This window comes from Bosea sp. NBC_00550 (assembly GCF_026020075.1).
GTDB lineage: Bacteria > Pseudomonadota > Alphaproteobacteria > Rhizobiales > Beijerinckiaceae > Allobosea.
This window is the reverse complement of sequence record NZ_CP102772.1, coordinates 5,013,822-5,040,000: the sequence shown is the minus strand read 5'-3', so window position 1 is coordinate 5,040,000 and position 26,179 is coordinate 5,013,822. Positions and strand designations below refer to the sequence as shown.

The following is a 26,179-nucleotide window of genomic DNA, read 5'->3' as shown; positions in this document are numbered from 1 at the left end:
TACGATGGATCCCGGATCTCCGCTTCGCTGCGTCCGGGATGACGGCGGAGGTTGATCTCCGCCATGCGTGGAGCCGATCATGGAAATCGAAGAATTCAATTTTGACGGAAGGCGCAGCGACGATAGTTTGCCGCGCAACGGGACATCAGGAGCCCGAGACCGGAGACGCATGAGATGCCCAGGCTGAGATCCGCCACGTCCACCCATGGCCGCAACATGGCCGGCGCCCGCGGCCTTTGGCGCGCCACAGGCATGAAGGACGGCGATTTCGGCAAGCCTATCATCGCGGTGGTGAACTCCTTCACCCAATTCGTGCCGGGCCACGTCCATCTCCAGGATCTCGGCCAGCTCGTCGCGCGCGAGATCGAGAAGGCCGGCGGCGTCGCCAAGGAGTTCAACACGATCGCGGTCGATGACGGCATCGCCATGGGCCATGACGGCATGCTCTACAGCCTCCCCTCGCGCGAACTGATCGCCGACAGCGTCGAATACATGGTCAACGCCCATTGCGCCGACGCGATGGTCTGTATCTCCAACTGCGACAAGATCACGCCCGGCATGCTGATGGCCTCGATGCGCCTGAACATCCCGACCGTCTTCGTCTCGGGCGGGCCGATGGAGGCCGGCAAGTTCATTGCCGAGGGCGTGCTGAAGAAGGTCGATCTCGTCGATGCGATGATCGCGGCAGCCGACGACAAATATACCGATGCCGAGGTCGACGTGATCGAGCGCTCGGCCTGCCCCACCTGCGGCTCCTGCTCGGGCATGTTCACCGCCAATTCGATGAACTGCCTGACCGAGGCGCTCGGCCTCGCGCTGCCCGGCAACGGCTCGACGCTCGCCACCCATGCCGACCGCAAGCGCCTCTTCGTCGAGGCCGGCCATCTGATCGTCGATATCGCCCGCCGTTATTACGACCAGGACGACGAGAGCGTGCTGCCGCGCAATGTCGGCTCGTTCAAGGCGTTCGAGAACGCGATGACGCTCGACATCGCCATGGGCGGCTCGACCAATACGGTGCTGCACCTGCTGGCGGCGGCGCATGAGGCCGAGATCGACTTCACCATGGCCGATATCGACCGGCTGTCTCGGCGCGTGCCCGTGCTGTGCAAGGTCGCTCCGGCCGTCGCCAACGTGCATATGGAAGACGTGCACCGGGCAGGCGGCATCATGGCGATCCTCGGCGAGCTCGACCGCGCCGGACTGATCGACACCTCGCTGCCGACCGTCCACAGCACGACGATGGCCGATGCGCTGGCGCGCTGGGACATCACGCAGACCCAGAGCGAGGCGGTTCGCTCCTTCTACAGCGCGGCGCCGGGCGGCGTGCCGACGCAGACCGCCTTCAGCCAGGACCGGCGCTTCGAGGAGCTCGACACCGACCGCGAGGCCGGCGTGATCCGCAATCTCGAGCACGCCTATTCCAGGGATGGCGGGCTCGCCGTGCTCTTCGGCAACATCGCGCTCGACGGCTGCATCGTGAAGACGGCAGGCGTCGATGCCTCCATCCTGAAATTCTCGGGCCCGGCCGTGATCTTCGAAAGCCAGGATGCGGCGGTCGAGGGCATTCTCAACCGCAAGGTCAACCCCGGCGATATCGTGCTGATCCGCTACGAGGGACCGCGCGGCGGGCCGGGCATGCAGGAAATGCTCTATCCGACGAGCTATCTGAAGTCGAAGGGGCTCGGAAAGGCCTGCGCGCTGATCACCGACGGGCGTTTCTCAGGCGGCTCGTCCGGCCTCTCCATCGGCCATGTCTCGCCGGAAGCGGCGGAAGGCGGCGCGATCGGCCTCGTCGAGAGCGGCGACATCATCGCGATCGACATCCCCAGCCGCAGCATCTCGCTTGAAGTTTCCGACGAGGAGCTGGCGCGTCGCCGCGCCGCGATGGAAGCCAAGGGCAAGGATGCCTGGAAGCCTGCCGCGCCGCGCAAGCGCAAGGTCTCGACCGCGCTCAAGGCCTACGCCGCGACGACGACGAGCGCCGCCAGGGGCGCGGTGCGCATGATCGATTGAGTGTTCCAAGGTCGATCGGCCGGCACAAGCGGCCGATCGACCGTTCATAGAGATCGAATTTCCAAGTCAGCGCCTCGCCGGAGCCAATTCTGCTTTTTGGCATCGCGAGGCGCCCGCGCCGTCAGAATGGCATTGCCCGGGACACACCCTCCCGCCTATTGATCTGCCGAAGATTTGAGCAAATCCGGCTGTCCGCGATGAATACCCAGGCAATCGAACCCCAAGCGACAAAGCGCTGGCGCATGCGGCTGTTTGCACCGATCCTCGCTGGTGCGACCTGGCGCGACCGGCTCGTCGCCTGCTTGGGCGCATTGATCGGCGTCGGCGCGACCGGGCTGATCTGCAGCCTCCTTCTCGGCAACGATCCTCACCTGCCTCTGCTCGTCGCGCCCATGGGCGCCTCGGCCCTGCTCCTCTTCGCCATTCCATCAAGCCCGCTCGCGCAGCCCTGGTCGATCATCGGCGGCAACACCGTCTCGGCGCTCGTCGGTTTGCTGGTCGGCCGCTATATCCCCGAGCCGGCCGTCGCCGCTGGCGTCGCCGTCGCGCTGGCGATCGCGGGCATGTCGCTGCTGCGCTGCCTGCACCCGCCGGGCGGAGCCGCAGCGCTGACGGCCGCGCTGGGCGGGCCGATCGTCGGCGCTTATGGTCTCGGCTTCGCCTTCGTTCCGGTCGGGCTGAATGCGGTCGTACTCACCCTGCTCGGCATCCTGTTCCATCGCTTTTCGAGCCACAGCTACCCGCACCGGTCTCCGGTCGCGGTCAATCCGCATGGCACCAGGGACCTTCCACCGGGTAATCGCGTCGGTTTCAACGAGGCGGACATCGACGCCGCCCTCGATGATCTCGGCGAGACCTTCGACATCGATCGCGAGGATCTCGACCGGCTGCTCCGGCGCGTCGAGATGCATGCGCTTTCCCGGTTCCGCGGCCTGCCGCGCTGCTCCGACATCATGTCCCGCGACATCGTCCGCATCGACCAACACGGAGAGATCGAGACGGCTCGGGCGCTGCTGCTCGAACATGGCATCCGCACGCTGCCGGTCGTCGACCGCCACAATCGCCTGCTCGGCACGGTCGGGTTGCGGGAGCTGACACGAGCGGGCCTGCGCGTCGGCGACGTGATGGCAGCCGCTTATACGGCGCGGCCGGATGCTCCATCCGTGGACCTGATAGCGCCGCTGACGGATGGCCGCCGCCATGCGGTCGTCATCGTCGACGAGGCGGAGCAGCTCCTCGGCCTCGTGACCCAGAGCGATCTCCTCGCAATGCTGCTCAAGCCGCTGCGGCAGGACGCTGCCTGATCAGACAAGCGGTACCGCAAAAAACAGGTCCCCCTTTTCCCCGTCCTGTTCTAGCCTCACGCCAGGATCGGTACGGAGAAACCCGAATGCGGGCCGCAATGGTCGCCCTGACCTGCCTTTTGTCATTCCCGGCTGGCGCTGCCGGCCCGTTCGGCAAGATCGTCGTCGGCAACTGGTCGGGCGGCACCTTCACCAACGACCAGACGGGCGCCTTCTCGCATTGCGCCGTCAGCGCCCACTACAAGAGCGGCGTGACGATGCTGACCTCGGTGACGTCGCAGTTCTCCTGGCTGCTCGGCTTCTCGAAGCCGGAATGGAAGCTCAGGACCGGCGAGACGCTCAGCCTCCGGCTCGTCTTCGACCGCAGCTCGACCATCGATGTCACAGCCAACATCAAGTCTCCGACGCTGGTCACCATCGCGATGCCGGCTCAGTCCGCCCTGATCAACGCCTTCCGGCAGGGGCGCTATCTCGAGCTGGTCGCGAACGATGCCCGTTTCACCTTCGCGCTGACCTCGACCGGCGAGATGCTGCCGGCGCTGGTCGAATGCGTGAAGCAGAGCGCCAATGTGCGCGGACCGACGGCGCCCGGCGCGCCCAATCAGGCACAGCCACGCGAGGCGACCGAGGCGGAACGCACGGCACGGGCCGAGAAGAAGGCGCTGCTGGAGAAGACCCGCGACCTGATCCGCAGCAAGATGCTGGCCTGCATCGGGCGTGAAGGCGCGCCGATGCTTCTGACCGACGAGAAGGCGGAGGTCGTCGCCAAGGCGGCCATGCTGTTCTGCAAGAGCGATGTCGACGCGCTGACAAACGCCACGATCGAGCTGATCGAGACAGAGGAAGGCCGCCCCGCCAATCGCGGCGCTATCCGCGATGCCGCCGAGAGACGCGTTCAGGAGGTGGTGACGGCGCATGTCATCCGCACGCGCGGCGAGATGATCGGCAAGGGGCAGCAGCGGCCCGACAATCCGCCACCGGCGCGGCCGTCCGACCCCGCCTCGCGCCCGTCGCAGATGCTCTGAAACGAAAAACGCCGCGCCTCGCGGCGCAGCGTTTTATGAACGATGGGGGCCTGTCAGGTTTTGGAGGAACCGCGGGTCATCCCGGCCGGAGCAAAGCGGAGAGCCGGGGATGACGCCTTGTTCTGCAAAATCAGCAAGCTCTCGAACGCGCCTCAGCTCTTGAGCTTGGTGTTGCACTGGCTCCAGTAGCCGCCGCCCTTCTCGATCCATTTGAGCTCGCCATTGGCGTTGGCCGCCTTGTTGGCGTTGTACTGGTCGACACAGGTCTTGAGGCGCGCCTTGCCGGCCGTCTCGCTCGAATATTTCTGCGAAACCGCTTTCGGGAAGACAGCGGCCTTCGCCTTGCCGGCCGGCATCGCGGCGGGCTTGGCGGCTGGAGCGGCAGCCGCCGCGGAAGCGGCAGGCTTCGCCGGCTCGGCCGGCATGGCAGCCGCAGCCTCGTCATCGGCGGCATCGTCGTCGCCGCACTGGGCCTTGCGGAAATCGTTCCACTTCTGGCCCTTGAGCGTATTGGCCTTCTTGGCGTCCTGATACTTGACGCCGCACTCCTTCATCGTCAGCGCCGAGGCGGGAGTCACAGCGAAAGAGGCCAGGGCGAAGGCCGAGGCGGATGCGAGAATGAATGTCCTGAACATGACGTTCTCCATGGCAAAGCGTGCTGCCGCCGGATGGCATGCCACTCCGATTTGCGCCCCGAAGCAAGTCCTTTCCGGCGCGCGGATAACCCCTCCGCGGGCAAGATGTTCCTTTTCGGGCAGGCCCTTGCTGGCGCGCTCGAATGAAGTCTGGGCGCCCTCCCGCGCGCCCCTTGCCGGAGCCCCGCGTTTCCCTGCTATATGACGGCCCGCCGAACGACCCGGAGACGATATGGCACGGCCGTCAGACGCCGCGAAGGACCGCGAACTCATCCGGATTCTCACCGAGAATGCGCGGCTGCCGCTGTCGGACATCGCCAAGTCGCTCGGCGTCTCGCGGGCGACGGTGCAAGGCCGCCTCGCCCGGCTCGAACGCGACGGGGTGATCGCCGGCTACACCACGATCCTCGGCAAGGCGAGCCGCCCGGTCACGACGATCTCCGCCCTCATCCTGATCGAGCTGGAGGTCAGGCAGCAGGGCAGCGTGGTCGCGGCGCTGAAGAAGCGGCCGGAAATCGTGCAATGCCACACGCTGAGCGGCCATTTCGATCTCTCGGTCAAGATCGAGTGCGAGACGGCGAGCGACCTCGACACGATGATCGACTGGATCGCCGAGATGGAGGGCGTCAGGCGGACGACCTCCTCCGTGATTCTGGCGCGGAAATTCGAGCGCTGACCACCTCCGCGCCGATGTCTCGGGCAAGCGCCGTTCGTTTCGCATCGATTTAGGCCATATCCCTGCGGATCGCACGCAAATAGGTGCACGCGTCGGCGATCCGTCCGTTAAAGCGAGCGTCACATGAAGCGATGATCGGCTGGAGGGAGGTGGACCGCCTGCCCGACCCGTCAGGAGATCGCGACATGACCATCCAGAAGCGCATTGCCGTGCTCGGCGCCGGCCAGATCGGCGTCATCATCGCCGGCATGCTGTCCGAGCAGGGCCATGAGGTTACGCTGGCCGATGCCGCGCGGGCGCAGCTCAAGCACGCTGCCGGCGCCCGCTTCGCCACCGCCACCGTCGACGCTTCCGATCTCGACGCGCTGCGGGCATTCCTCAAGGATCGTGACATCGTCGTCAGCGCCTGCCCCTATTTCCTCAACAAGGGCATCGCCAAGGTCGCGGCCGAGACCAAAACCCATTATTTCGACCTGACCGAGGACGTCGCCACCACCTCTTACATCAAGGATCTCGGCGAGACCGCCGATGTCGCGCTGGTGCCGCAATGCGGGCTGGCGCCGGGCTTCATCTGCATCCTCGGGGCCGACATGGCGGCGCGCTTCGAGAACGTCCGCACCATCAAGATGCGCGTCGGCGCCCTGCCGCTCTACCCGACCAATGCGCTGCGCTACAACGTGACCTGGTCGGTCGACGGGCTGATCAACGAATACTGCAACCCCTGCGAGATCGTCTTCGACGGACAGCCAACGCTGGTTCCCGCGCTCGAAGGCATCGAGAGCGTGATGATCGACGGCGTCGCCTACGAGGCCTTCAACACCTCGGGCGGATTGGGCACGCTCACCGAGACGCTGGCCGGCAAGGTCCGCAACATGAGCTACAAGACACTGCGCTATCCCGGCCATGCCGAGATCATGAAGCTGCTGCTGCGCGACCTCGAACTCGCCGATGACCGCGAGACGCTGCGCCGCATCCTCAGCCACTCCGCGCCGTTTACCCGCAAGGACGTCGTCGTGATCTTCGTGACCGGCGTCGGCGAGCGCCGCGGCCGCCTCGAGGAGGAGAGCGTCGTGCTGCGCTATGACGGCAATGACGAGCTCGGCGCGATCCAGCTCACCACCGCCGCCGGCTGCGTCGCCATGGTCGAGCTGTTCCTCGCCGGCAAGCTGCCGGCCAAGGGCTTCGTGCGTCAGGAGGATGCGGTCCTTGCCGATTTCCTGGCGACCAAGGCCGGCTCGCGCCTGCTGCGGGAAGCCCGCGGCGTCGATGCGGCGGGCCTGGCACCGACCGTCGCGATCAAGAGCGCCGCCTGACAGCCGGCTCTCTTCCTTGAGAGCATGTTGATCTTACGTAGAAACGCGCCGTCATCCCGGGCTTGACCCGGGATCCAGCGTAGGATGCCGTGCCCTCCGATGGATTCCGGATCGGCGCCGCTTCGCGGCTTGTCCGGAATGACGCGTGTTCCCGTAAAAACGAAACAAGCTCCAACAGTCAGGCTCTGCCGGTTAGAGCCTGACGCCCAGGCCGCGCAATTCGCTGCGCAGGTCGATGGGTTCGACGAAGTGCACGGCCTGCATGCCGACATCGCGGGCCGCCACGATATTCTTCTCGCTGTCGTCGACGAAGATGCAGTCGCCGGCGTTCAGGCCGTAGCGGCCGAACAGCACCTCGTAGATCGCGGGATCGGGCTTGAGGAGCTGCTCATGCGCCGAGACGACGACGCCGTCGAAGCTCTGCAGGAACGGGAAGCGGATCAGGCATTCGGCCCATTTCTCGCGCGAGAAATTGGTGATGGCGTAGACGCTGTCGCCCCGCGCCTTCAGCTCCTCCAGCACCGCGACGCTGCCGGTGATGACCTCGGGGATGCTGTCATGCCAGCGCTCGTCATAGGCCTTGATCTCGCGCTCCCATTCCGGATGTTCAGCGACCAGCGAGGCCACCGCCTCCTCCCAGGAGCGGCCGCGGTCCTGCTCGATGTTCCAGGCCATGGTGCAGACGTTCTGCATGAACCAGTCGAGCCGCTCCGGATCAGGGATCAGCGCGCGGTAGATCAGCCGCGCATCCCAGCGCAGCAGGACATTGCCGACATCGAAGACGACGGTGGGATTGCTGGAAGCCATCGTGAAATCCGCTCGAAAAGGGGCGGCAGGACAACTCATTCACGCGCTTGTGTCCAGATGTGCAGGACAGGGACCGACCCCATCGTTTATGCGGAGACATGAGCTCTCGCACAGGAAAAACGCCCGCAAAGGCGTGGCTGCCATGGACCGACCGCCAGGGCCGCTTCTCGGGCCTGCGGGCAGCGACTTTCGCGCTGCTGTTCGTGCCGGCTCTGATGCTGCTCTACGCGGCCTGGATGCATCAGCTGGGGTCGAAGCCCTGGACGCAGGCGATCCACCAGACCGGGACCTGGACGGTCCGGCTGCTCGTCATCACGCTCGCCGTCTCGCCCTTCCGGCGGCTGTTCGACTGGGGCAAGTTGATCGGCATCCGCCGCATGCTCGGCCTCGGCGTGATGGCCTACGCGCTCGGGCATCTCAGCCTCTACTGCATCGACATGGCGTTCGACGGGGGCTTGATCGTCTCCGAGATCGTCAAGCGTTTCTACCTGACCATCGGCTTCGTCGCGCTGCTCGGCCTGTGCGCGCTGGGCGCAACCTCGACCGACGGCATGATCCGCAGGCTCGGCAAGAACTGGCAACGCCTGCACAACCTGATCTATCCGATCGCGATGCTGGCCCTGCTGCATTTCGCGCTGCAATCCAAGATCGACGTGACCGAACCTGTCCTGATGAGTGGCCTCTTCGTCCTGCTCATGCTCTATCGTGGCCTTTACCTCTGGAAGCTGCCCATCTCGGCCCCGATGCTGGCGGGAACGGCAATCCTTGCCGGCCTCATCACCGCCTGCCTGGAGGCTGCGTGGTATGCGCTGACTTCCGGCGTCTCGGCCTGGCTCGTCTTCCAGGCCAATGCCGATATCCTGATCTACCAGGATTATGTCTCGATCCGGCCCGCGCACTGGGTCGTGCTGGCCGGGCTTCTGGTCGTGGTCGGCCAGGCCCTGCGCGCACGCAAGCCCCGCCCGCCCAGGCAGGCGCGCCAGCCGGCTGCGGCGTGAGAAAAACTTTCCATGTTTCGACATCTTCCAGATGGAAAGGGTTTTCCCCTCTCGCCCTCATGTTTTAACCCTATGGGATGCCTGACGATCCTCACGCCCAGCCCACGGCCGATGTCGTAGAAGCCGAGCTCGCCTCGGAGGGCATCGGGTCCGCGGATACCCGGGTGTCGCCCTTCGTCCCGCTGCAGCAACCGATCTTCCGTGCCGTCTGGTTCGCGAGCCTCGCCTCGAATTTCGGCGGTCTGATCCAGGCTGTCGGCGCCTCCTGGATGATGGCCTCGATCTCGCCCTCGGCCGAGATGGTGGCGCTGGTTCAATCCTCGACCACCTTGCCGGTGATGCTGTTCTCGCTGGCGGCCGGCGCGATCTCAGACAATTACGACCGTCGCAAGATCCTGCTGACCGCCCAGGTCTTCATGCTGCTGGTCTCCATCGCGCTGGCGATCGTCGCCTGGTTCGGTCTGATCTCACCCTGGCTGCTGCTGACCTTCACCTTCCTGATCGGTTGCGGCACGGCGCTCAACAACCCGGCCTGGCAATCCTCGGTCGGGGACATGGTGCCACGCCGCGACGTGCCGGCGGCGGTGACGCTCAACAGCGTCGCCTTCAACATCGCCCGCAGCGTCGGGCCGGCGATCGGCGGCGCCATCGTCGCGGCAGCCGGCGCGGTGGCCGCCTTCGCCATCAATGCCGTGAGCTATATCCCGTTGCTCGTCGTGCTCGCGCGATGGGAGCCACCCAAGGTCGAGCGCCTGCTGCCGCGCGAAACGCTGCTCATCGCGATGGGTGCCGGCGTGCGCTATGTCGCGATGTCGCCCAACATCCGCGCCGTCATCCTGCGCGCCTTCGTTTACGGTTTCGGCGCCATCGTCGGGCTGGCGCTGCTGCCGCTGATCGCGCGCGATCTGGTGCGCGGCGGCCCCCTGACCTATGGCGTGCTGCTCGGCGCCTTCGGTGCCGGCGCGGTCGGCGGGGCCTTCATGAGCGCCCGGCTCAGGCGCGCGATGAGCACGGAAACCCTGGTTCGCTCCACCTTCGCCGCCTATGCCATCGGCGTCATCGTCATCGCGCTGAGCAAGACCATCTGGCTGGCGATGATGGGCCTGTGCGTCTGCGGCGCCTGCTGGGTGCTGGCACTCTCGACCTTCAACGCCACGGTGCAGCTCTCCGCCCCGCGCTGGGTCGTCGGGCGGGCGCTCGCGACCTACCAGATGGCGGCGTTCGGCGGCATGGCGATGGGGAGCTGGGCCTGGGGCCGCTCGGCGCAGCATTTCGGCGTGGAAAAGGCCCTGCTGATCTCGGCGGTCACGCTGCTCTTCGGGGCGGCGCTCGGGCTGCGCTACCGGCTGCCGCCGCTGGAGGCCCTCAACCTCGACCCGCTCAGCCGCTGGCGCGAGCCGAAGGTCGCGGTCGATATCGAACCGCGCTCCGGACCGGTGATCGTCACCGTCGAGTATATCATCAAGCCGGAGGACATCGTCGCCTTCCTGAACGTGATGGCGGAACGGCGCCGCATCCGGCGCCGCGACGGCGCCCGGCACTGGGCGCTGCTGCGCGACCTGACCGATTCGACGCTCTGGTTCGAGCGTTACGACAGCCCGACCTGGGTCGAGTATGTCCGGCAGAACCAGCGCGTCACCCAGGCCGATGCCGAGATCGGCGAGCGGGTCCGCGCGCTGCACAGCGGCCCGAACCCGCCGGTGGTCCATCGCATGATCGAGCGGCAGACGACCTCGCTGCCGCAATCGCCGGCCAGATCTCCGACGCTCGCCGACTCGCTCGCCGACTCCTCGCGGCCGGCCTGACCCTCAAAGGCTCAGCCGACGATCCAGAGGCCGGCGAGCCCGAGCATCCCGACGATGATCCGCCACCAGGCGAAGGGCGCGAAGCCGCGCTTCGAGACGAAGTCGAGGAAGCTGCGCACCACGATCAGCGCCGAAAAGAAGGCCGCGACGAAGCCGACGACGATCAGGATGCCGTCGTCGAAGGTCAGGAATTTGTAGCTCTTCAGCAGGTCGTAGGCGAAGGCGCCCGCCATGGTCGGCATGGCGAGGAAGAAGGAGAACTCGGCGGCTGCGCGCTTGCTGGCACCGAGCAGCATGGCGCCGACGATGGTCGAGCCCGAGCGCGAGACGCCGGGGACCATGGCGAGGCACTGGATCAGCCCGATCTTGAAGTACATCGGCAGCGGGAAAGCGGTGGCGTCGGTGTGCTTCTCCTGCAGCTCGAGTTCGTCGACGACGAGCAGGATAAGGCCGCCGGCGATCAGCGTGCAGCAGACGATGAAGGGGTTGAACAGCACGGTCTTGATGAAGCCGTGTAGAATGGCGCCGATGACCGCCGCTGGCAGGAAGGCGATCAGCACGCCGATGACGAAGCGCCGTGCCGAGGGATCGCTCGGCAGCCTGAGCGCGATGTCGAGCAGGCGGCGGAAATAGACCAGCAGGATCGCCAGGATCGCGCCGAGCTGGACCAGGACCTCGAAGGTCTTGCCGTTCGATTCGAAGCCGAGGAAGTGGCCGAGCAGGAGCAGATGGCCCGTCGACGAGACCGGCAGGAACTCGGTCAAGCCCTCGACGATGCCGAGGACGAAAGCTTCGATCAGGTTCTGCATGGAGGAAGGCCCTCGTGCGACTTCGGAAGGCGCCGAGCGGGCGCGTAGAGACGTTCGACCGGCTTACGCCCAGCTCTTTGCAAATTGGTTACCACTTCGCGAAGCAGCCTATGCAAATTGCGGGCTTCCGCATCGCGGCGGGTTGTGGCGCTTTTCGGGCATGATTATAGCAGGCCCCCTGTCGCCTATCGGGCCTCTGCAAGCCCGGCGGCCCTGCTTCCGTCGCATTTTGCCTGCTTCACAGTCTTCATGAGTGCCATGGCGACCCTGTATCATTACCCGCTATGCCCGCATTCGCGTTTCATCCGTCTCGTTCTCGGTGAGTTCGGCATGGAGGCCGAGCTGGTCGAGGAACGCGTCTGGGAGCGCCGACGGGAATTCATCGAGCTCAATACGGCGGGCACCACCCCCGTCTTCCAGGAGCAGAACGGGCTGGCCGTGCCCGGCGCCGGGCCGATCTCGGAATATCTCGACGAGACGCGCGGGCTCGCGCTCGGCGACCGGCGCCTGCTGCCGGAGGGGCCGGGCGAGCGTGTCGAGGTGCGCCGCCTGCTCGACTGGTTCAACGTCAAGTTCCACGAGGAGATCACCGCCCCGCTCGTGCTGGAGAAGGTGATGAAGCGGTTCATGAGCCGCGACGAGGGCGGCGGTCCGCCGGAAATGAGCGCGATCCGCGCAGCGCGCGCGAATGTGCGCTATCATCTGCGCTATATCTCCTGGCTGGTAGCCAAGAGAAACTGGCTTGCGGGTGAGCAGCTGAGCTATGCCGATCTCGCGGCGGCGGCGCATCTGTCCTGCGTCGACTATCTCGGCGACGTGCCCTGGGAAGAGGATGAGGCGGCTCGCGCATGGTATGCGAGGATCAAGTCGAGACCGAGCTTCCGGTCGTTGCTGAGCGACCGGGTGCCGGGCATGGCTCCGAGCGCCCATTACGACAATCTGGACTTCTGAGCGGCGAAAAGCTCAAGCGCGCCGTCGCCCGGCGGGCTCGCGACGAAGGCTTCGCCCTGATGCGCGTGGCCGCCGCCGATGCGATCCCGCAGGCGCCGGAACGCCTCGAAGCCTGGCTCGCGAATGGCTATCAGGGCGAGATGTGCTGGATGGAGGATCGCCGCGACCAGCGCGCCGATCCGCGCCAGCTCTGGAGCGAAGTCCGCTCCGTCGTCATGCTCGGCATGAACTATGCCGGCGAGGGCGACCCGCTCGCCATGCTCGCCCATCCCGACAAGGCGGCGATCTCGCTCTATGCGCGCCGTCGTGACTATCACGATGTCATCAAGGGCAAGCTGAAGAGCGTGGCGGGGCTGCTCGCCGCGCGCGGCGGCGCCGACGTCAAGGTCTTCGTCGACACGGCACCGGTGATGGAAAAGCCGCTGGCACAGGCGGCCGGGCTCGGCTGGCAGGGCAAGCACACGGTGCTGGTCTCGCGCGAGCACGGTTCCTGGCTGCTGCTCGGCGCGATCTACACCACGGCGGAGTTGCCGGCCGACGCGGCAGAGCAGGACCATTGCGGCTCCTGCAGGCGCTGCCTCGACATCTGCCCGACCGATGCCTTCCCGGCGCCCTACCAGCTCGATGCGCGCCGCTGCATCGCCTATCTCACCATCGAACACGCGGGCCATATCGACGCGGATCTACGCGCCGGCATCGGCAACCGCGTCTTCGGCTGCGACGACTGCCTCGCCGTCTGTCCCTGGAACAAGTTCGCGCAGGCGGCGCAGGAGACGCGACTCGCCCTGAAGGAAGAGCTCGACGGGCTCGAGCTTGCGGCGCTCGCCCGCCTGGACGATGCGAGCTTCCGCACGCTCTTCGCGGGGACCCCGGTGAAGCGCACCGGCCGCGACCGCTTCCTGCGCAATGTCCTCATCGCGATCGGCAATAGCGGGCGGGCTGATCTGATCGACAGCGCCCTGCCCCATCTCGCCGAGCCCTCCCCGCTCGTCCGGGCCATGGCCGTATGGGCGCTGGGCCGGCTCGACCCGGAACGCGCCCGCCAGCACGCTGCCGCCGCGTTGCGCGACGAGAGCGATCCGCAGGTGCGCGCCGAATGGCACGCGCTCACGCCTGAAACGGAAGACGCCGCATGAACATCCTGATCCTCGGCCTCGGCTATTCGGCCGGCTTCTTCGCGCGCGCCGCGCTGGCGCGGGGATGGGAAGTCACCGGCACCGTCCGCTCGGCCGAGAAGGCGGCGGAGCTCAGCCGCGAGGGCATCCGAACACTGGTCTTCGGCGGCTTCGCCGTATCGTCGGCGCTGGGCAAGGCGGTGGCTGAGGCCGATGCGGTTCTGGTCTCCGTCCAGCCGGCCGAGGATGGCGACCCGGCGCTCGGGTCCTTGCGCGCCGCGCTCGCCGCGGCCCCGAACCTGCGCTGGATCGGCTATCTCTCCACGATCGGCGTCTATGGCGACCAGGGCGGCGCGTGGATCGACGAGGCCATGCCACCGGCTCCAACAAACGCCCGCACCCGCCAGCGCATCGCGATCGAGGACGCCTGGCTGGCGCTCGGGCGCGAGAGCGGCAAGCCGGTTCAGATCTTCCGCCTCTCCGGCATCTACGGGCCCGGCCGCAACGCCATCGCCAAGCTGCGCGAGGGCAAGGCGACGCGGCTGATCAAGCCCGGCCAGGTCTTCAACCGCATCCACGTCGACGATATCGCGGGGGTGCTGATGGCCTCGCTGGCGCAGCCGCGGGACGGCGCGATCTACAACGTCACCGATGACGAGCCGGGGCCGCCGCAGGATGTCATCACCTTCGCTGCGGAACTCACCGGGCTGGCGCCGCCGCCCGAAATCCCGTTCGAGCAGGCTGCACTTTCAGCGATGGCCGCGAGCTTCTACGGCGAGAGCAAGCGCGTCTCGAACGCATTGGTGAAGCGGGAACTAGGCTACGACTTCCGCTACCCGACCTATCGCGAGGCGCTTCGCACCATGGCCGCAGCCGGCGAATGAGGCCGCTCAGGCGGCGTGACGCGAAGTCTCGCCGCCATAGTACTCGGCATAGCGCTTGTCGATCGCGGAAACCGGCAGCACGACGAGCACGTCGGTGGTCCCGAACTGGCGGTCGATGACCGCGCCGGTGCCGAAACGCGCGCCAATCCGGAGATAGCCCTTGATCAACGGCGGAAGCTGCTTGAGCGCGAGCTTGGCGTCGATCATCTCCGGTGACAGGCGGTCCATGCCGACATAGTGCTCGGCGCGCGCGATCGCAGCCCAGTCGCCTTCCGAGCGGGCCTGATGGTGCAGGAAGCTCAGCGGCAACGCCAGCGCCTCGGGATCGGTGCCGTCGAAGGAGGCGCAGCCGAACATCGCATCGATGCGATGATGCTGGAGATAGGCCCAGATACCGGACCAGAGCAGCTCCACCGTCCGCTTGGTACGGTAGGGCTTCAGCACGCAGGAGCGGCCGAGTTCGAGGAAACGCTGGCCCCGATGGCGCGCCAGCATCGGCGCGAGATCGAACTCGCCCTGGGTGTAGAATCCGCCAAGCCGCTCGGCCGCACTCTGGCGCATCAGCCTGTAGGTGCCGACGACTTTGGGCTTGATGCCGCCGAAGCGACCGCGCGCGGCGTGGTCGATGACGAGGAGATGGTCGCAGGCCTTGTCGAAGCGATCGGCGTCGCGGCGGAACATGCGCGAGACGACATCGGGCTTGGCCGACATTTCCTGATAGAAGACACGGTAGCGCAGGCGCTGCGCCCGCCAGATCTCGCGGGGGCCGCGCGCCAGGCGCACTTCGAGCGAGCCGAGCCGGCCGAGCGTACCCGAAAGCGGCGGCGCCTCGCCCGGCTCTCCGCCGAAGCGGCGCCTCTTTCCGCCGGTGATCAGCATCAGCGGAGCGAATCGCGAGAACCGATTGCCGGCTGACAACCGTGAAGGCAGCGCGTTCTTGCTCTCAGAAACGTGCAGTGCCATCGCGCATCTCGTCCCTCAGCCGCGTTCGGCCTTGAGGTAGGCTTGCTCCGAGCATCTTACAACTTCGCGACAAAACTGCGTCGAAGCGATGACGGAGATCAAGCCGAGAGGCTACCGGCCAAGGGCTGGGACAATCTTTCCAGCCAGCGCAGCAGGGCGGCGCGCTCCAGCGGCTTGGCGAGGCAATCGTCCATGCCCGCGGCCAAGGTGGCTTCCCGATCGGCATCGGCGACATTGGCGGTCACCGCGACGAGCGGCAACGCGCCGGCTCGGCCAAGCCGGCGTTCGAGCGCTCGAATCGCGCGGGCGCAATCGAGACCGGTCATGACCGGCATGCGCACATCGAGCAGGGCGAGAGCGAGGGCCGGAGCCGTCCCGGCGAAGCTCGCCTCGACGCGCTGCAGCGCCTCGCGCCCGTCGCGGGCCCAGAAAGCGGTGCAGCCGAAGCGCTCGAGCGTCCTGACCACGAGCAGCGCGTTGATCTCGTTGTCCTCGGCAACGAGCACGGTGAGCCCGGCTCCGGGCAGCCGACTCGCGGCTGGGTGAGCGCTCGCGGCCTCAGTCCGCGCCGGCAAGGCGTGCGGAAAGCCGGCTCCAAGCCGTTCATAGAGCGAGCGAGCGCGCACGGGCTTGATCAGGAAGCCCGAGAACCCTGCCGCCTGCGGCGCCCCGAACTGCCGCCGTTCCAGGGGCGACAGCAGAATCAGGCAATCGCGAATTCCCGCTGCCTGAACGGCCGCCGCGAGATCCTTCGCTGGCGCATCTCCGAGCGCATGGTCGATCAGCACGGCCGTCGGCGGCGTCTCGCCGATCAGCTTCACGCGCGCAGCCTCGAAGGTCGTGGCGATCGAGACCACGGCCCCTGTCGCCCGGATCGTTTCCGCCAGGAAACGCACAGCAAAGGGAGCGGGCGAGACCAGCAGGACGTGCTGATGCGGCCAGTACGGGATGACGGGACGCGCAGCGTCCGCAGCGACCGCAAGCGGGAGCGTGAGGCGGAAGACCGCCCCCTCGCCCAGCCGGCTTTCGGCCCTGACCTCGCCCGCCATCAGGCCGACGAGGCGCCTGACGATGGCAAGGCCGAGGCCGGTTCCCGACTGCCTTATGCCGGAACCATGCTCCAGCTGCTCGAACTCGCCGAAGATGGCGTCGAGCCGGTCGGCGGGAATGCCGGGCCCGGTATCGGCGACGACGATCTCGATGCCTTCGCCCACTTGCCGAAGACTCAGGCCGACGCCACCCGCTTCCGTGAACTTCACCGCATTGCCGACCAGGTTGAGCAGAATCTGGCGCAGGCGGTCGCGGTCGCCAACGAGGCGCGTCGGCAGGTCGGGTGCAATATGGGCGGCGAGCTCGATGCCCTTTGCCTGCGCGCGCGGGGCCATGAGTTCCGCCACCGTCTCGACCAGCTGGACGACTTCGAAGGGCTCCTCGACCAGCTCGAGCTTGCCAGCCTCGACCTTGGCGAAATCGAGGATATCGTCGACCAAAGCGAGCAAGGCCTCGCCGGACGTCCGCAGCGCCTCGATATAAGTCGCCTGCTCGGGATCCGGGCCGGTATCCGAGAGGAGATCGGCCATGCCGAGAATGCCATTGAGCGGCGTGCGGAATTCATGGCTGACGGTGGCGAGGAAGCGCGATTTCGCCTCGCTCGCCGCCTCTGCCCGGGCGTGCGCATCGACGATCGCGTCCTCGCTTGCGATCCGGGCCGAGATATCGCGGCCTACACGCTGGATGAGCGTGCGACCGTCGCCTCCCGGAACCACCGTCTCGATCCAGGAGATCCAGCGTTCGCCCTCATAGGTCGCGAGGCATTCGTCGAAGCTGCGCGCGCCGCCGTCCAGCAACTGCACCGGCCGGTTGGCGAGCTGCGGCAGCTGCATCTTGCTGCCGACGAGATCGGTCTCGCTCGCACCGAACAACACCGCATAGGCGCGGTTGGCATAGACGATGCGGGCGCCATCGCGTCTGACGATGAGATCGCCCTGTGCCTCGATCAGGCTGCGGTAGCGCTCCTCGCTATCGGCGAGGCTCCAGAGCCGGTCGTTGAGATCCTCGGTATCGCGAACCAAACCGGCGACCTGCCAGCGCAGCCGCCCGCGCTGCAACAAAAGCCGCGCGACCAGCGCGCATAAAGCGAGCGCCGCACCTCCGAGGATGAGCCATGACCAGAGCGAAGAAGCCATGCTCTTCGATCTAGCGGCCTTCCCTTGAAAAATGCGCCCGGGAACGGCTTAGATTCGCTTGTCCGCCTTAGGCGTCGATTAACCCAACCGATCAAGCCGCCTGAACGAGCTGCTCCCCACGCGAGCGATAGGACAGCGCCTCCGCCAGATGCAGGCGCCCGACCTTGGCCTCGCCATCGAGATCGGCAAGCGTGCGGGCGACCTTGAGAACACGGTGATAGGCCCGCGCCGTCAGGCGCATCGCCTCGGCCGCATCGCGCAGCAAGGCGAGGCCGGCATTGTCGGGCCGCGCGATCTCCTCCAACACCGGCACGGGGCAGGCCGCGTTGGTGGTGACATGACCAAGGCCGCGCTGGGCCAGGCCCAGCGCCTCGAAGCGCGCGACCTGGAGCCGGCGCGCCGCCGCGACCCTTGCCGCCACCGTGGCCGAATCCTCCCCGGTCGCAGGCAGGATGAGATCGGCGGCCGTGACGGCGGGGAGGTCGATCGCGAGGTCGATCCGGTCGAGCAGCGGGCCGGACAGCCTGGCCTGATACTGTGCCATGCAGCGCTCGTTCGGCTGGCGCCGGCAGGCGAAGCCGGGCTCCGTCGCCTTGCCGCAGCGGCACGGATTCATCGCCGCCACCAGCTGGAAGCGCGCAGGATAGGAGGCGCGATGGTTGGCGCGGGAGATCAGGACATCGCCGGTCTCCATCGGCTGGCGCAGCGCGTCCAGAACCTGGGGCTGGAACTCCGGCAATTCGTCGAGGAAGAGCACGCCATGATGCGCCAGCGACACCTCTCCGGGCCTGGCATGCAGACCGCCGCCGACGAGCGCCGCCATCGAGGCCGAATGGTGCGGCGCCCGAAAGGGGCGGCGATCGGTGAGCGCTCCCTCGGCGAGATGGCCGGCAACCGAGAGCACCATCGAGACCTCGAGCAGCTCGCGCGGCGAAAGCGGCGGCAGGATCGAGGGCAGCCGGCTCGCCAGCATCGATTTACCGGCGCCGGGAGGACCGTTCATCACGAGGTTATGTCCGCCCGCCGCCGCGATCTCCAGCGCGCGGCGAGCACTCTCCTGTCCCTTGATATCGGCGAGATCGGGCAGGAGGCCGCCCTGGCGGGCGACGGCAGGTTCCGGCCGCGCCATCACCTGCGTGCCCTTGAAATGGTTGGCGAGCTGGATCAGCGAGCGCGGCGCGAGGATGTCGATATCGGCTGCTGCCCAGGCCGCTTCCGGGCCGGAGGCGAAGGGGCAGATCAACCCCTGCCCCCTGGAATAGGCCGCGATCGCCGCAGGCAGGACGCCCGCCACCGGCGTGATCGAGCCGTCGAGCGCGAGCTCCCCCAGCACGGTATAGCCGGCGAGCGCGTCGGGTGGGATGGCGCCGATCGCCGCCATCACGGCGAGCGCGATCGGCAGATCGTAATGGCTGCCTTCCTTGGGCAGGTCGGCCGGCGCCAGATTGACGGTGATGCGCTTGGCCGGCAGGGCAAGACCGGAGGCGATGAGCGCGGCGCGAACCCGCTCGCGGCTTTCGGCCACCGCCTTGTCGGGTAGCCCGACCAGGATGAAGGCGACACCGCCGGGCGAAACCTGCACCTGAACATCGACGGCGCGCGCCTCGATGCCCTCAAACGCCACCGTCGCGACCCGCGTCACCATTTCGGCCCAGCCCCGTTCCCCATGGGAACGCTAGCCGAGCTTCAACGACAACGCAAGAACATACCAAGAACCAGAGGAGGACTGCCTTTGCCCTCCCCTTGGTCAGGCCTCGACGCCGACCCCGATCTGGCAGGCGACGCCCGTGCCGCCCAGCCCGCAATAGCCGGCCGGGTTCTTGGCGAGATATTGCTGGTGATAGTCTTCGGCGAAGTAGAACGTCGGCGCCTCGCGTATCTCGGTCGTGATCGGGCCGTAGCCGCCCGCCTTGAGCGATGCCTGGTAGGCATCGCGCGACTGCTCGGCAGCGGCCTTCTGCTCGTCGCCATAGGTGTAGATCGCGGAGCGGTACTGGGTGCCGATATCGCCACCCTGGCGCATGCCCTGGGTCGGATCGTGATTCTCCCAGAATATCTTCAGGAGATCCTCGTAGGAGATTTTTTCCGGGTCGTAGACGACCAGAACGACCTCGGTATGGCCGGTCAGGCCGCTACAGGCCTCCTCATAGGTCGGATTCGGCGTGGAACCGCCGGCATAGCCCACGGCCGTGACCCAGATGCCCTCGCCGCTCTGCCAGAACTTGCGCTCGGCACCCCAGAAGCAGCCGAGCCCGAAGACCGCCTTGCGGGTGCCCTCCGGATAGGGGCCCGCCAGCGCGCGTCCATTGACGAAATGGGTTTCCGCGGTGGGGATGGCCGTAGGCCGGCCGGGCAGCGCCTCGGCAGCGGTGGGAATCTCGGTCTTCTTGCGCAAAGAGAACATGGGTTGCTCCGTCCATTCGAGCCTCGGCGCCTATGTAAGCCTCCCGCAGCCATTCGCACAGGGGCTTGCACGAACCGAAGCCTTCACCGACGCGTGACGATGCCGATCTGTGGCTCCGGCTGCCGCCCCAGCCACAGCAGCGCAAATCCGAGGAGAAGCGCCGCCAACGCGGTCGGCGCCCGCATCACGGAGAGCAGAATCGGATCCCAGAGCAAGGGGTGGATGTTGCGCTCGATGGCCGGCTGGATCAGCGCATAGCGCTCGTGGATGACCGCGGTCAGCGTCTCGCTGACGGCCGTGAACCGCAGGGCGGAGTTCGCGATCGAACGGGCCCCGTCGATCACCAGCACGACAAAGCCGGCAGCGATGCAGAGATACCCCACCAGCCGTAGAAGAAACCGCACCGTCCACTCCTCGTCGCACTTCAACACTCGCGCCAGCATGAACTCAACCGACCACCGCACCCTGCGTCCAGATGTGCCCATCCCGGCCCGGCAGCGCAACCGAGCGCCGACGATTTACCGGGATTGTGCAAAACGCAGCATCTCGGGCCTTGAAAGATGATGACGCCGCGGTCATAAGCAGCGCGCCGGACAGGTGGCCGAGTGGTTGAAGGCGCACGCCTGGAAAGTGTGTATACGGGAAACCGTATCGCGGGTTCGAATCCCGCCCTGTCCGCCATATACCTCTTCAGACTCATTCGGCATCGTTCGGAACTCATCGAAAGCCGCCTATTTCTATAGGCTCCGGGCTCGGTGGGCTTCCGTAATCATTCGGATCCGACCGTTTACTTTCGCCGCCGTTCGCCCACATTGAGATGGGACGCCAAATGGGACGGCGTGATGGGACGGAATGATGAGCGAGCTTTCGGCAGCATTTGTCAGGTCGGCAGGACCGGGGCGCTACTGCGACGGCGATTGCCTCTGGCTGCTGGTCAAGCCGAACCTGTCGAGATACTGGGCCTTCAGATACAAGCCCGCTGGCGGCAAATTGCGTGAGATGGGACTGGGCCGCGCTGGCGAAGGCCGCAACGAGATACGGCTGTCTGAAGCCCGTGAGAAGGCCACAGACCTCTATAAGAAGGTAAAGGCTGGCGTCGACCCGCTGGCCGAGCGTGATGCGGCCAAGGCCGCCGGGAAGGCCATCCAGCAGGATACCAAGGCCAAATCCGTCACCTTCAGGGAGGCGGCGAATCGCTACATCGCCACCCACAAGGCTGCGTGGAGGAACGCCAAGCATGCGGCACAGTGGACCTCGACCATCGAGACCTACGCCTGTCCCATCTTTGGTTCCATCCCTGTTGGCGGGATCGAGACATCGCATGTTCTGGCCGCCTTGGAGCCGATTTGGCACGTCAAGCCGGAAACGGCGAGCCGCGTCAGGGGCCGGGTCGAGGTCATTCTCGACTTCGCCAAGACGCGCGGCTGGCGCACAGGAGACAATCCGGCGCAATGGAAGGGCCATCTCGCCCTCGCCTTGCCCGCTCGCAGCAAGGTGCGCGCCGTAAAGCACCACGCCGCCCTGCCGTGGCAGGGAATCAACGCCTTCATGCGCGAATTGAAGAAGCAGCAAGGCTTTGGCGCCGCATGCCTGCGCTTTTCCATCCTGACCGCGGCCCGCTCTGGCGAAGCGCGCGGCGCACGCTGGTCCGAGATCGATGCTAACGCGAAGGCATGGACGATCCCCGCCGCGCGCATGAAGGCGAAGCGCGAGCATCGGGTGCCGCTGTCGGACTCCGCCATGGCCGTGCTGGCCGAAATGTTCGAATTGCGGGTCACCACCGACGCCGACGCTTTGGTCTTTCCGGGCGCCGACGGCCAGCGCCCGCTGTCCGACATGACCTTGACCGCCTGCCTTCGTCGAATGAACCGCGAAGACCTGACCTGTCACGGCTTTCGGTCCACCTTTAGGGATTGGGCAGCCGAATCGACCGCATACCCAGGTGATGTCGTCGAAATGGCGCTAGCCCACGCCATCGGCAGCAAGGTCGAGGCGGCATACCGGCGCGGCGACCTGTTCGAGAAGCGCATTCGCCTGATGGCTGACTGGGGCGGCGCTTGTTCGGCGCCATCGTCATCAAAGGGTACCAACATTTTCGCGCTGAAGGAGGCCAGCGATGCCGGATGAGGATAAGATTCCCGGCCTCGTGCCACCCGGAGCTGTCATCGACGCAGCGCTAGCCCTCGCTAAAGAGATTGAAGCGGAGCGTCTACTGAGGCTTGAGGCTGAGGTGGCGCGCATCCCAGAACTCGAGGCTGACGCCGCATCGATGCGCGACATACGCGCCGGTTTCGAGGCGTTGTCTGGCGGCAAGTGTGCGACAGACATGACGCGTCCCGAAATCGTCGCCATGCTCAAGGGCGTTGCTGAGGCGATGAGCTCGGCTGTGGCTATACCGATCGGCAGGAATGTCGCGGTCGAGCATCCTTGCGTCGGCTTCCTCGTTGAATTGGCGGGCATCATCAGCGACCTGCAGAACGGTAAGACCCATCCATCGCTGAAATTGTATTCCCATGGCGCGACGGCCTCCTTGACGGCGAAGGAATCCTACAAGCGGAAGGTCTTGGTCGAGGCTGTCCTGATCTTGAAGCTGGGTTTCAATTACAAAACTTGGATCGAAGCCGCTAACCATCTCGTAGCGGGCATGAAGAGCGCGGGCGGGACAATCGGAGTGAAACCCCCGACGGTCAACCGATTGAAATCAATTAGCTTTAGGGAAAAGTTCAAATAGCCCTAGTTTGATATGAACTCCCGGATCCGTCCGAATGTCTCCAGTTGGTCAAAACTGGAGACGAAGACATGGCCGTTGAACGCCTGTTGAATTCCATCAAGCAAACGTGCGGTCAGTTGGATTGCGGCCCCACGAAGCTTTACGAGAAAATCGCCGCTGGCGAGATCCTGGCCATCAAGGTCGGCGGCCAAACGAAAATTCCTCAGACCGAAATCGAACGGTACATCGCATCCCGGCCCTTGGTCGATGTGCAGCGTAACCGCGGCTTCGGCAACCTTTTTGCGGATGCGGCGATGAAGCGCGCCGCTGCCGATGCGCCCGCTCCTGAGCCGGTCTCGAAATGAACGGCTTTCAATGTCGGCCGGATTTACCGGTCCAGTGTTGCGACGATGAGGCTTCGGCCACTCGCCCCTGCGCCGCGTTTTGGCCCGGCAATCGCTCCAACACGATTCTGGCGGCCACGGCGCCTGGGCGCGCCGACTGTCCTGAGGAGGTCCGTTGAGATGGCCCTGTTCAAAGACCAGCCCATGCCGAAGCGGATTGATTTCGGCAGCATCAATGCAGCGGCGCTGCACAATTTACGCATCATCCTGCAGCGCTTCTTGCCCGGCGGCGTCGTCAGACACGGCGAGTACATAGTGCGGAATCCTCGCCGCGCCGACCGTCACGCTGGCTCCTTCCGCGTCAACATCCGCTCGGGCCGCTGGGCTGATTTCGCGGTCGGCGATGCAGGCGGCGATCCAATCAGCTTGATCGCCTATCTCCAGGACATCTCACAGACAGACGCCGCCCTTGCACTGGCGCGCATGCTCAACGTTGAGGCGTATATCCATGGCTGACCAACATCACACTGGCGAAGATCCATTCCGCCCGATCGACGATGATGAGCGCGATGCGGGCTCCGCCAAAACCGCGGAAGGTTCTGCCCCAGACGATTACGGCGATCTCGTTTCGCCGGTGCCGGGTGACGCGCCGCCGCTGCCGACAAAGCACCCCGTCCATGGTGAGCCGACCGCGATCTATGTGTATCGCGATCAAGCCGGCGCTGTGACCCGCTATGTCTTCCGCTTTGACCTTGGTGGCGGCGGCAAGATGTTCACGCCCTACACGGTCTGGCGCAAGGACGGCGTTCTCAAATGGCACGCGAAGGATATTCCAGCACCCAAGGGCCTCTACAACCTCGACCAGCTTGCGGCCCGCCCTGACGCCGCAGTGGTGGTATGTGAGGGTGAAAAGGCGGCTGATGCAGCTGCAAAAATCTATCCGAAGAGCGTCGTCATCACCTCAAGCGGCGGCTCGCACGCTGCGGCCAAATCCGACTGGTCGCCGGTATCTGGCCGCAAGGTTCTGATCTGGCCCGACAATGATGAGCCAGGTCGGAAATATGCGCAGGCCGTCGCCAAGACTCTGCACGGGCTTGGCTGCGCCGTGATGATAATCGACGCCGAGGCGCTGGCGTCGGCTGGCCCTGATGGCGATCAGCGCGGCCCTGCGCAGGGCTGGGACGCCGCCGACGCCCTTGCCGAATGGTCGGACCTCGTCGCGCTGCTCAAGGCTGCCAACGGGGCCGCCAAGGCGTTCGATTCAGGCCCATCTTATGTGTCTTACGATAACTACACGATGACCGCCGGTGGTCTGACCGCCCAAGTCGAGAAAAGGCGCGGAAATACCAAGCGCGTCGTCGATGTCCGACTCTCGGCGCCGTTCGAAATCCTTGGCGCTTGTCGGGATCCGCATGGCCGTTGCTGGGGAAAAATTCTGCGCTGGCCGGACGCAGACGGACGCGTTCACGTCCGGCATGTGACCGATGCGGTTCTTCAGGGCAATCCGGCGTCGCTTTGCGCCGCGCTGGCGGATGACGGCTTGGCCATCAGCCGAGAGCATCAGCCTCTCTTCGCAGGCTATTTGTCGGGAGCACAGGTCAAAGGCCGCGTCACGCTGGTCGATTGCACCGGCTGGCACGACATCGGCGGCAGCCTCGTGTTTGTCCTGCCGGAAGAAACCATCGGCCCGCGCGGCTCCGAAGCGGTCATTCTCGACAGCGCGGCGAGCGGTCCCTATGCGAAGCACGGGACGCTTAAGGACTGGCAGGGCGGCGTCGGCGCGCTTGCCAGCGGTCACGCCTTGCCTGTCATCGCCGTATCGACCGCATTGGCTGGCCCGCTGCTGCATCTGGCCGGCCAAGAGGGTGGAGGTGTCCATATTTTTGGGATTTCGTCCAAGGGCAAGACGACGCTCCTTCAAATGGGCGCCAGCGTCTGGGGGCGCGGCGCGTCGCCGGGTTATCTCCAGGCCTGGCGGGCGACGGCCAACGGCCTGGAGGGCGCGGCGGCGGGCGCCAGCGACACCGTACTTGTCCTTGATGAGATGGGGACGGTCGATGCGCGCGAAGCCGGAGCTTCGATCTATTCATTGTCGAATGGCTCCGGCAAGCAGCGCGCGGGCCGCACGGGCGATTTGCGTAAGCCAAAAAGCTGGCGCGTCCTGACCCTATCGAGCGGCGAGATTCCGCTTGAGGCGAAGCTGACGGAGCATCGCGCCGCCAAGCCGCGCGCCGGTCAGCTTGTCAGGATGATCGATGTGCCTGCCGACCGGGGGCGTGGTTTCGGCGTATTCGATGATGCGGGACCCGAAGGCGATGCTGGCAAGCTGGCGCGGTCCTGCAAGCAGGCGGCGATCAGTGCGTACGGGACGGCGGGGCCGGAATTTGTCCGCCGCCTGATCGATCGTCAGATTACGGGCGATGACATCGGCAAGCGCATTGCTGACTTCACGGCCGCTCATGTTCCCGTCGGTTCCGACGGCCAGGTCGAGCGCGCCGCGCAACGGCTTGGATTGATCGCCGCCGCTGGCGAACTGGCGACGGAACTGGGCGTGACGCCTTGGAAGCGCGGCGAGGCGACAGCGGCGGCGGCTTGGGCTCTTGTCCAATGGATCGAATTTCGCGGCGGCTCAGAGCCTGCGGAGGTCCGCCAGGCCATCGAACAGGTGCGCCTGTTTATCGAACGCCATGGCGGCAGCCGCTTCGAGGATCTCGACTTGCCCGATGCGCACCCAGTCAATAATCGCGCAGGCTGGCGCAAAGGGAAAGGCGACGACCTTGAATTGATGATCCTGCCACAGGTTTGGAAGCAGGAAATCTGCGCTGGCCTCGATCCGATATTTGTTGCCAAGACGCTTTATGACCGGGGCATGTTGGAAAAGGCGAAGGATGGATACCAGCCGGTGCGCAAGATCTGCGGCCGCAACCACCGCGTCTATGTTTTGACCTCCGGCATATTCGACGGCGCAAAAACCCCATCGCAGCGAGCGGATTCCGACGAATGTGATTTCGGGTGAACACTTCGCCAAAAATAGGCGTAGCGGCGTAGCTACGCCCGAGAGGGCGTAGCGGACGAACCGCGGCTACGTCATAAAACCCTTGCTGCTACGCCAGTTACGCCCGCTACGCCCAATTTTCGTCCAGCACCAAAATTGAAATGTCAGGCGTTTCGGAGGCGTAGCCAGAGGCGTTACCGCGATCATGTGAATCCAGACGATATGGTCCGTTTCGCGGG

The 26,179-nt window shown here is 65.8% G+C and carries 23 protein-coding genes and 1 tRNA gene; 16 read left to right on the top strand and 8 right to left on the bottom strand.

The features are described 5' to 3' along the window. Positions 1-174: 174 nt before the first annotated feature. From ilvD to NWE53_RS23890, 3 genes are all read left to right on the top strand, one after another. Positions 175-2,016 (top strand): dihydroxy-acid dehydratase, encoded by a 1,842-nt coding sequence (gene ilvD, locus NWE53_RS23900; protein WP_265051814.1) that lies wholly within the window; start codon positions 175-177, stop codon positions 2,014-2,016. A 242-nt stretch (positions 2,017-2,258) separates the two neighbouring features. Continuing rightward, positions 2,259-3,320, top strand: coding sequence for an HPP family protein (locus NWE53_RS23895; RefSeq protein WP_265051813.1), 1,062 nt, complete (start codon positions 2,259-2,261; stop codon positions 3,318-3,320). A gap of 86 nt (positions 3,321-3,406) precedes the next feature. After that, positions 3,407-4,345, top strand: a complete 939-nt coding sequence (locus tag NWE53_RS23890) for a hypothetical protein (RefSeq protein ID WP_265051812.1) — start codon at positions 3,407-3,409, stop codon at positions 4,343-4,345. Between the two features lie 152 nt (positions 4,346-4,497). On the opposite strand, the gene NWE53_RS23885 is transcribed toward NWE53_RS23890, so the two are convergent. Then, positions 4,498-4,980, bottom strand: coding sequence for a hypothetical protein (locus NWE53_RS23885; protein ID WP_265051811.1), 483 nt, complete (start codon positions 4,978-4,980; stop codon positions 4,498-4,500). Between the two features lie 232 nt (positions 4,981-5,212). Here NWE53_RS23885 and NWE53_RS23880 point away from each other — a divergent pair, with 232 nt between their 5' ends. Beyond that, positions 5,213-5,656, top strand: a complete 444-nt coding sequence (locus NWE53_RS23880; protein ID WP_265051810.1) for an Lrp/AsnC family transcriptional regulator — start codon at positions 5,213-5,215, stop codon at positions 5,654-5,656. 185 nt (positions 5,657-5,841) lie between these two features. Next, positions 5,842-6,969 carry a saccharopine dehydrogenase family protein gene (locus NWE53_RS23875; protein WP_265051809.1) on the top strand — a complete coding sequence of 376 codons (1,128 nt, stop codon included), beginning with the start codon at positions 5,842-5,844 and terminating at the stop codon, positions 6,967-6,969. A gap of 192 nt (positions 6,970-7,161) precedes the next feature. Here NWE53_RS23875 and NWE53_RS23870 read toward each other — a convergent pair whose 3' ends face one another. After that, positions 7,162-7,776 carry an HAD family hydrolase gene (locus NWE53_RS23870; RefSeq protein ID WP_265051808.1) on the bottom strand — a complete coding sequence of 205 codons (615 nt, stop codon included), beginning with the start codon at positions 7,774-7,776 and terminating at the stop codon, positions 7,162-7,164. Positions 7,777-7,874: 98 nt separating this feature from the next. Between NWE53_RS23870 and NWE53_RS23865 the strand changes: the two genes are divergently transcribed. Both NWE53_RS23865 and NWE53_RS23860 read left to right on the top strand, forming a co-directional pair. Further along, positions 7,875-8,774, top strand: a complete 900-nt coding sequence (locus NWE53_RS23865) for a protein-methionine-sulfoxide reductase heme-binding subunit MsrQ (RefSeq protein ID WP_265051807.1) — start codon at positions 7,875-7,877, stop codon at positions 8,772-8,774. Between the two features lie 164 nt (positions 8,775-8,938). Beyond that, a complete protein-coding gene (locus tag NWE53_RS23860; protein WP_265051806.1) occupies positions 8,939-10,579 on the top strand; it encodes an MFS transporter in 1,641 nt (546 codons plus the stop codon). Between the two features lie 11 nt (positions 10,580-10,590). Here NWE53_RS23860 and NWE53_RS23855 read toward each other — a convergent pair whose 3' ends face one another. Next, positions 10,591-11,388, bottom strand: a complete 798-nt coding sequence (locus tag NWE53_RS23855) for an undecaprenyl-diphosphate phosphatase (RefSeq protein ID WP_265051805.1) — start codon at positions 11,386-11,388, stop codon at positions 10,591-10,593. A gap of 258 nt (positions 11,389-11,646) precedes the next feature. Between NWE53_RS23855 and NWE53_RS23850 the strand changes: the two genes are divergently transcribed. From NWE53_RS23850 to NWE53_RS23840, 3 genes are read left to right on the top strand one after another with little or no spacing between them, the layout of a single operon-like run. Further along, positions 11,647-12,339: a glutathione S-transferase family protein gene (locus tag NWE53_RS23850; RefSeq protein WP_265051804.1), complete on the top strand. Its 693-nt coding sequence runs from the start codon at positions 11,647-11,649 to the stop codon at positions 12,337-12,339. Beyond that, complete coding sequence (queG, locus tag NWE53_RS23845) at positions 12,237-13,475, top strand: tRNA epoxyqueuosine(34) reductase QueG (protein ID WP_442864890.1); 1,239 nt, start codon at positions 12,237-12,239, stop codon at positions 13,473-13,475. Before NWE53_RS23850 ends, queG begins: the two co-directional genes overlap by 103 nt. Continuing rightward, positions 13,472-14,338 (top strand): SDR family oxidoreductase, encoded by an 867-nt coding sequence (locus tag NWE53_RS23840; protein ID WP_265051803.1) that lies wholly within the window; start codon positions 13,472-13,474, stop codon positions 14,336-14,338. The genes queG and NWE53_RS23840 overlap by 4 nt, the downstream gene beginning before the upstream one ends. 6 nt (positions 14,339-14,344) lie before the next feature. Here NWE53_RS23840 and olsB read toward each other — a convergent pair whose 3' ends face one another. The 5 genes from olsB to NWE53_RS23815 all read right to left on the bottom strand — a co-directional run bounded on the left by olsB (position 14,345) and on the right by NWE53_RS23815 (position 20,295). Further along, positions 14,345-15,217: a l-ornithine N(alpha)-acyltransferase gene (gene olsB, locus NWE53_RS23835; protein WP_442865055.1), complete on the bottom strand. Its 873-nt coding sequence runs from the start codon at positions 15,215-15,217 to the stop codon at positions 14,345-14,347. A 182-nt stretch (positions 15,218-15,399) separates the two neighbouring features. Next, positions 15,400-17,487 carry an ATP-binding protein gene (locus NWE53_RS23830; protein WP_265051801.1) on the bottom strand — a complete coding sequence of 696 codons (2,088 nt, stop codon included), beginning with the start codon at positions 17,485-17,487 and terminating at the stop codon, positions 15,400-15,402. A 91-nt stretch (positions 17,488-17,578) separates the two neighbouring features. Next, complete coding sequence (locus NWE53_RS23825) at positions 17,579-19,132, bottom strand: YifB family Mg chelatase-like AAA ATPase (RefSeq protein ID WP_265051800.1); 1,554 nt, start codon at positions 19,130-19,132, stop codon at positions 17,579-17,581. Between the two features lie 102 nt (positions 19,133-19,234). Continuing rightward, on the bottom strand, positions 19,235-19,891 hold the full coding sequence (msrA, locus tag NWE53_RS23820) for a peptide-methionine (S)-S-oxide reductase MsrA (RefSeq protein ID WP_265051799.1): 657 nt from the start codon (positions 19,889-19,891) through the stop codon (positions 19,235-19,237). An 83-nt stretch (positions 19,892-19,974) separates the two neighbouring features. Next, positions 19,975-20,295 carry a hypothetical protein gene (locus NWE53_RS23815; protein ID WP_265051798.1) on the bottom strand — a complete coding sequence of 107 codons (321 nt, stop codon included), beginning with the start codon at positions 20,293-20,295 and terminating at the stop codon, positions 19,975-19,977. A gap of 187 nt (positions 20,296-20,482) precedes the next feature. Here NWE53_RS23815 and NWE53_RS23810 point away from each other — a divergent pair. The 6 genes from NWE53_RS23810 to NWE53_RS23785 all read left to right on the top strand — a co-directional run bounded on the left by NWE53_RS23810 (position 20,483) and on the right by NWE53_RS23785 (position 25,961). Beyond that, positions 20,483-20,572, top strand: a tRNA-Ser gene (locus NWE53_RS23810). 174 nt (positions 20,573-20,746) lie between these two features. Further along, positions 20,747-22,018: a tyrosine-type recombinase/integrase gene (locus tag NWE53_RS23805; protein ID WP_320109531.1), complete on the top strand. Its 1,272-nt coding sequence runs from the start codon at positions 20,747-20,749 to the stop codon at positions 22,016-22,018. Continuing rightward, entirely contained in the window at positions 22,008-22,622 is a 615-nt protein-coding gene (locus tag NWE53_RS23800; protein WP_265051796.1) for a hypothetical protein, read from the top strand. The genes NWE53_RS23805 and NWE53_RS23800 overlap by 11 nt, the downstream gene beginning before the upstream one ends. A 68-nt stretch (positions 22,623-22,690) precedes the next feature. Beyond that, positions 22,691-22,966 carry a helix-turn-helix domain-containing protein gene (locus NWE53_RS23795; RefSeq protein ID WP_265051795.1) on the top strand — a complete coding sequence of 92 codons (276 nt, stop codon included), beginning with the start codon at positions 22,691-22,693 and terminating at the stop codon, positions 22,964-22,966. 159 nt (positions 22,967-23,125) lie between these two features. Beyond that, on the top strand, positions 23,126-23,461 hold the full coding sequence (locus NWE53_RS23790) for a hypothetical protein (protein WP_265051794.1): 336 nt from the start codon (positions 23,126-23,128) through the stop codon (positions 23,459-23,461). Beyond that, positions 23,454-25,961 carry a DUF927 domain-containing protein gene (locus tag NWE53_RS23785; RefSeq protein ID WP_265051793.1) on the top strand — a complete coding sequence of 836 codons (2,508 nt, stop codon included), beginning with the start codon at positions 23,454-23,456 and terminating at the stop codon, positions 25,959-25,961. The genes NWE53_RS23790 and NWE53_RS23785 overlap by 8 nt, the downstream gene beginning before the upstream one ends. Positions 25,962-26,179 lie beyond the last annotated feature (218 nt).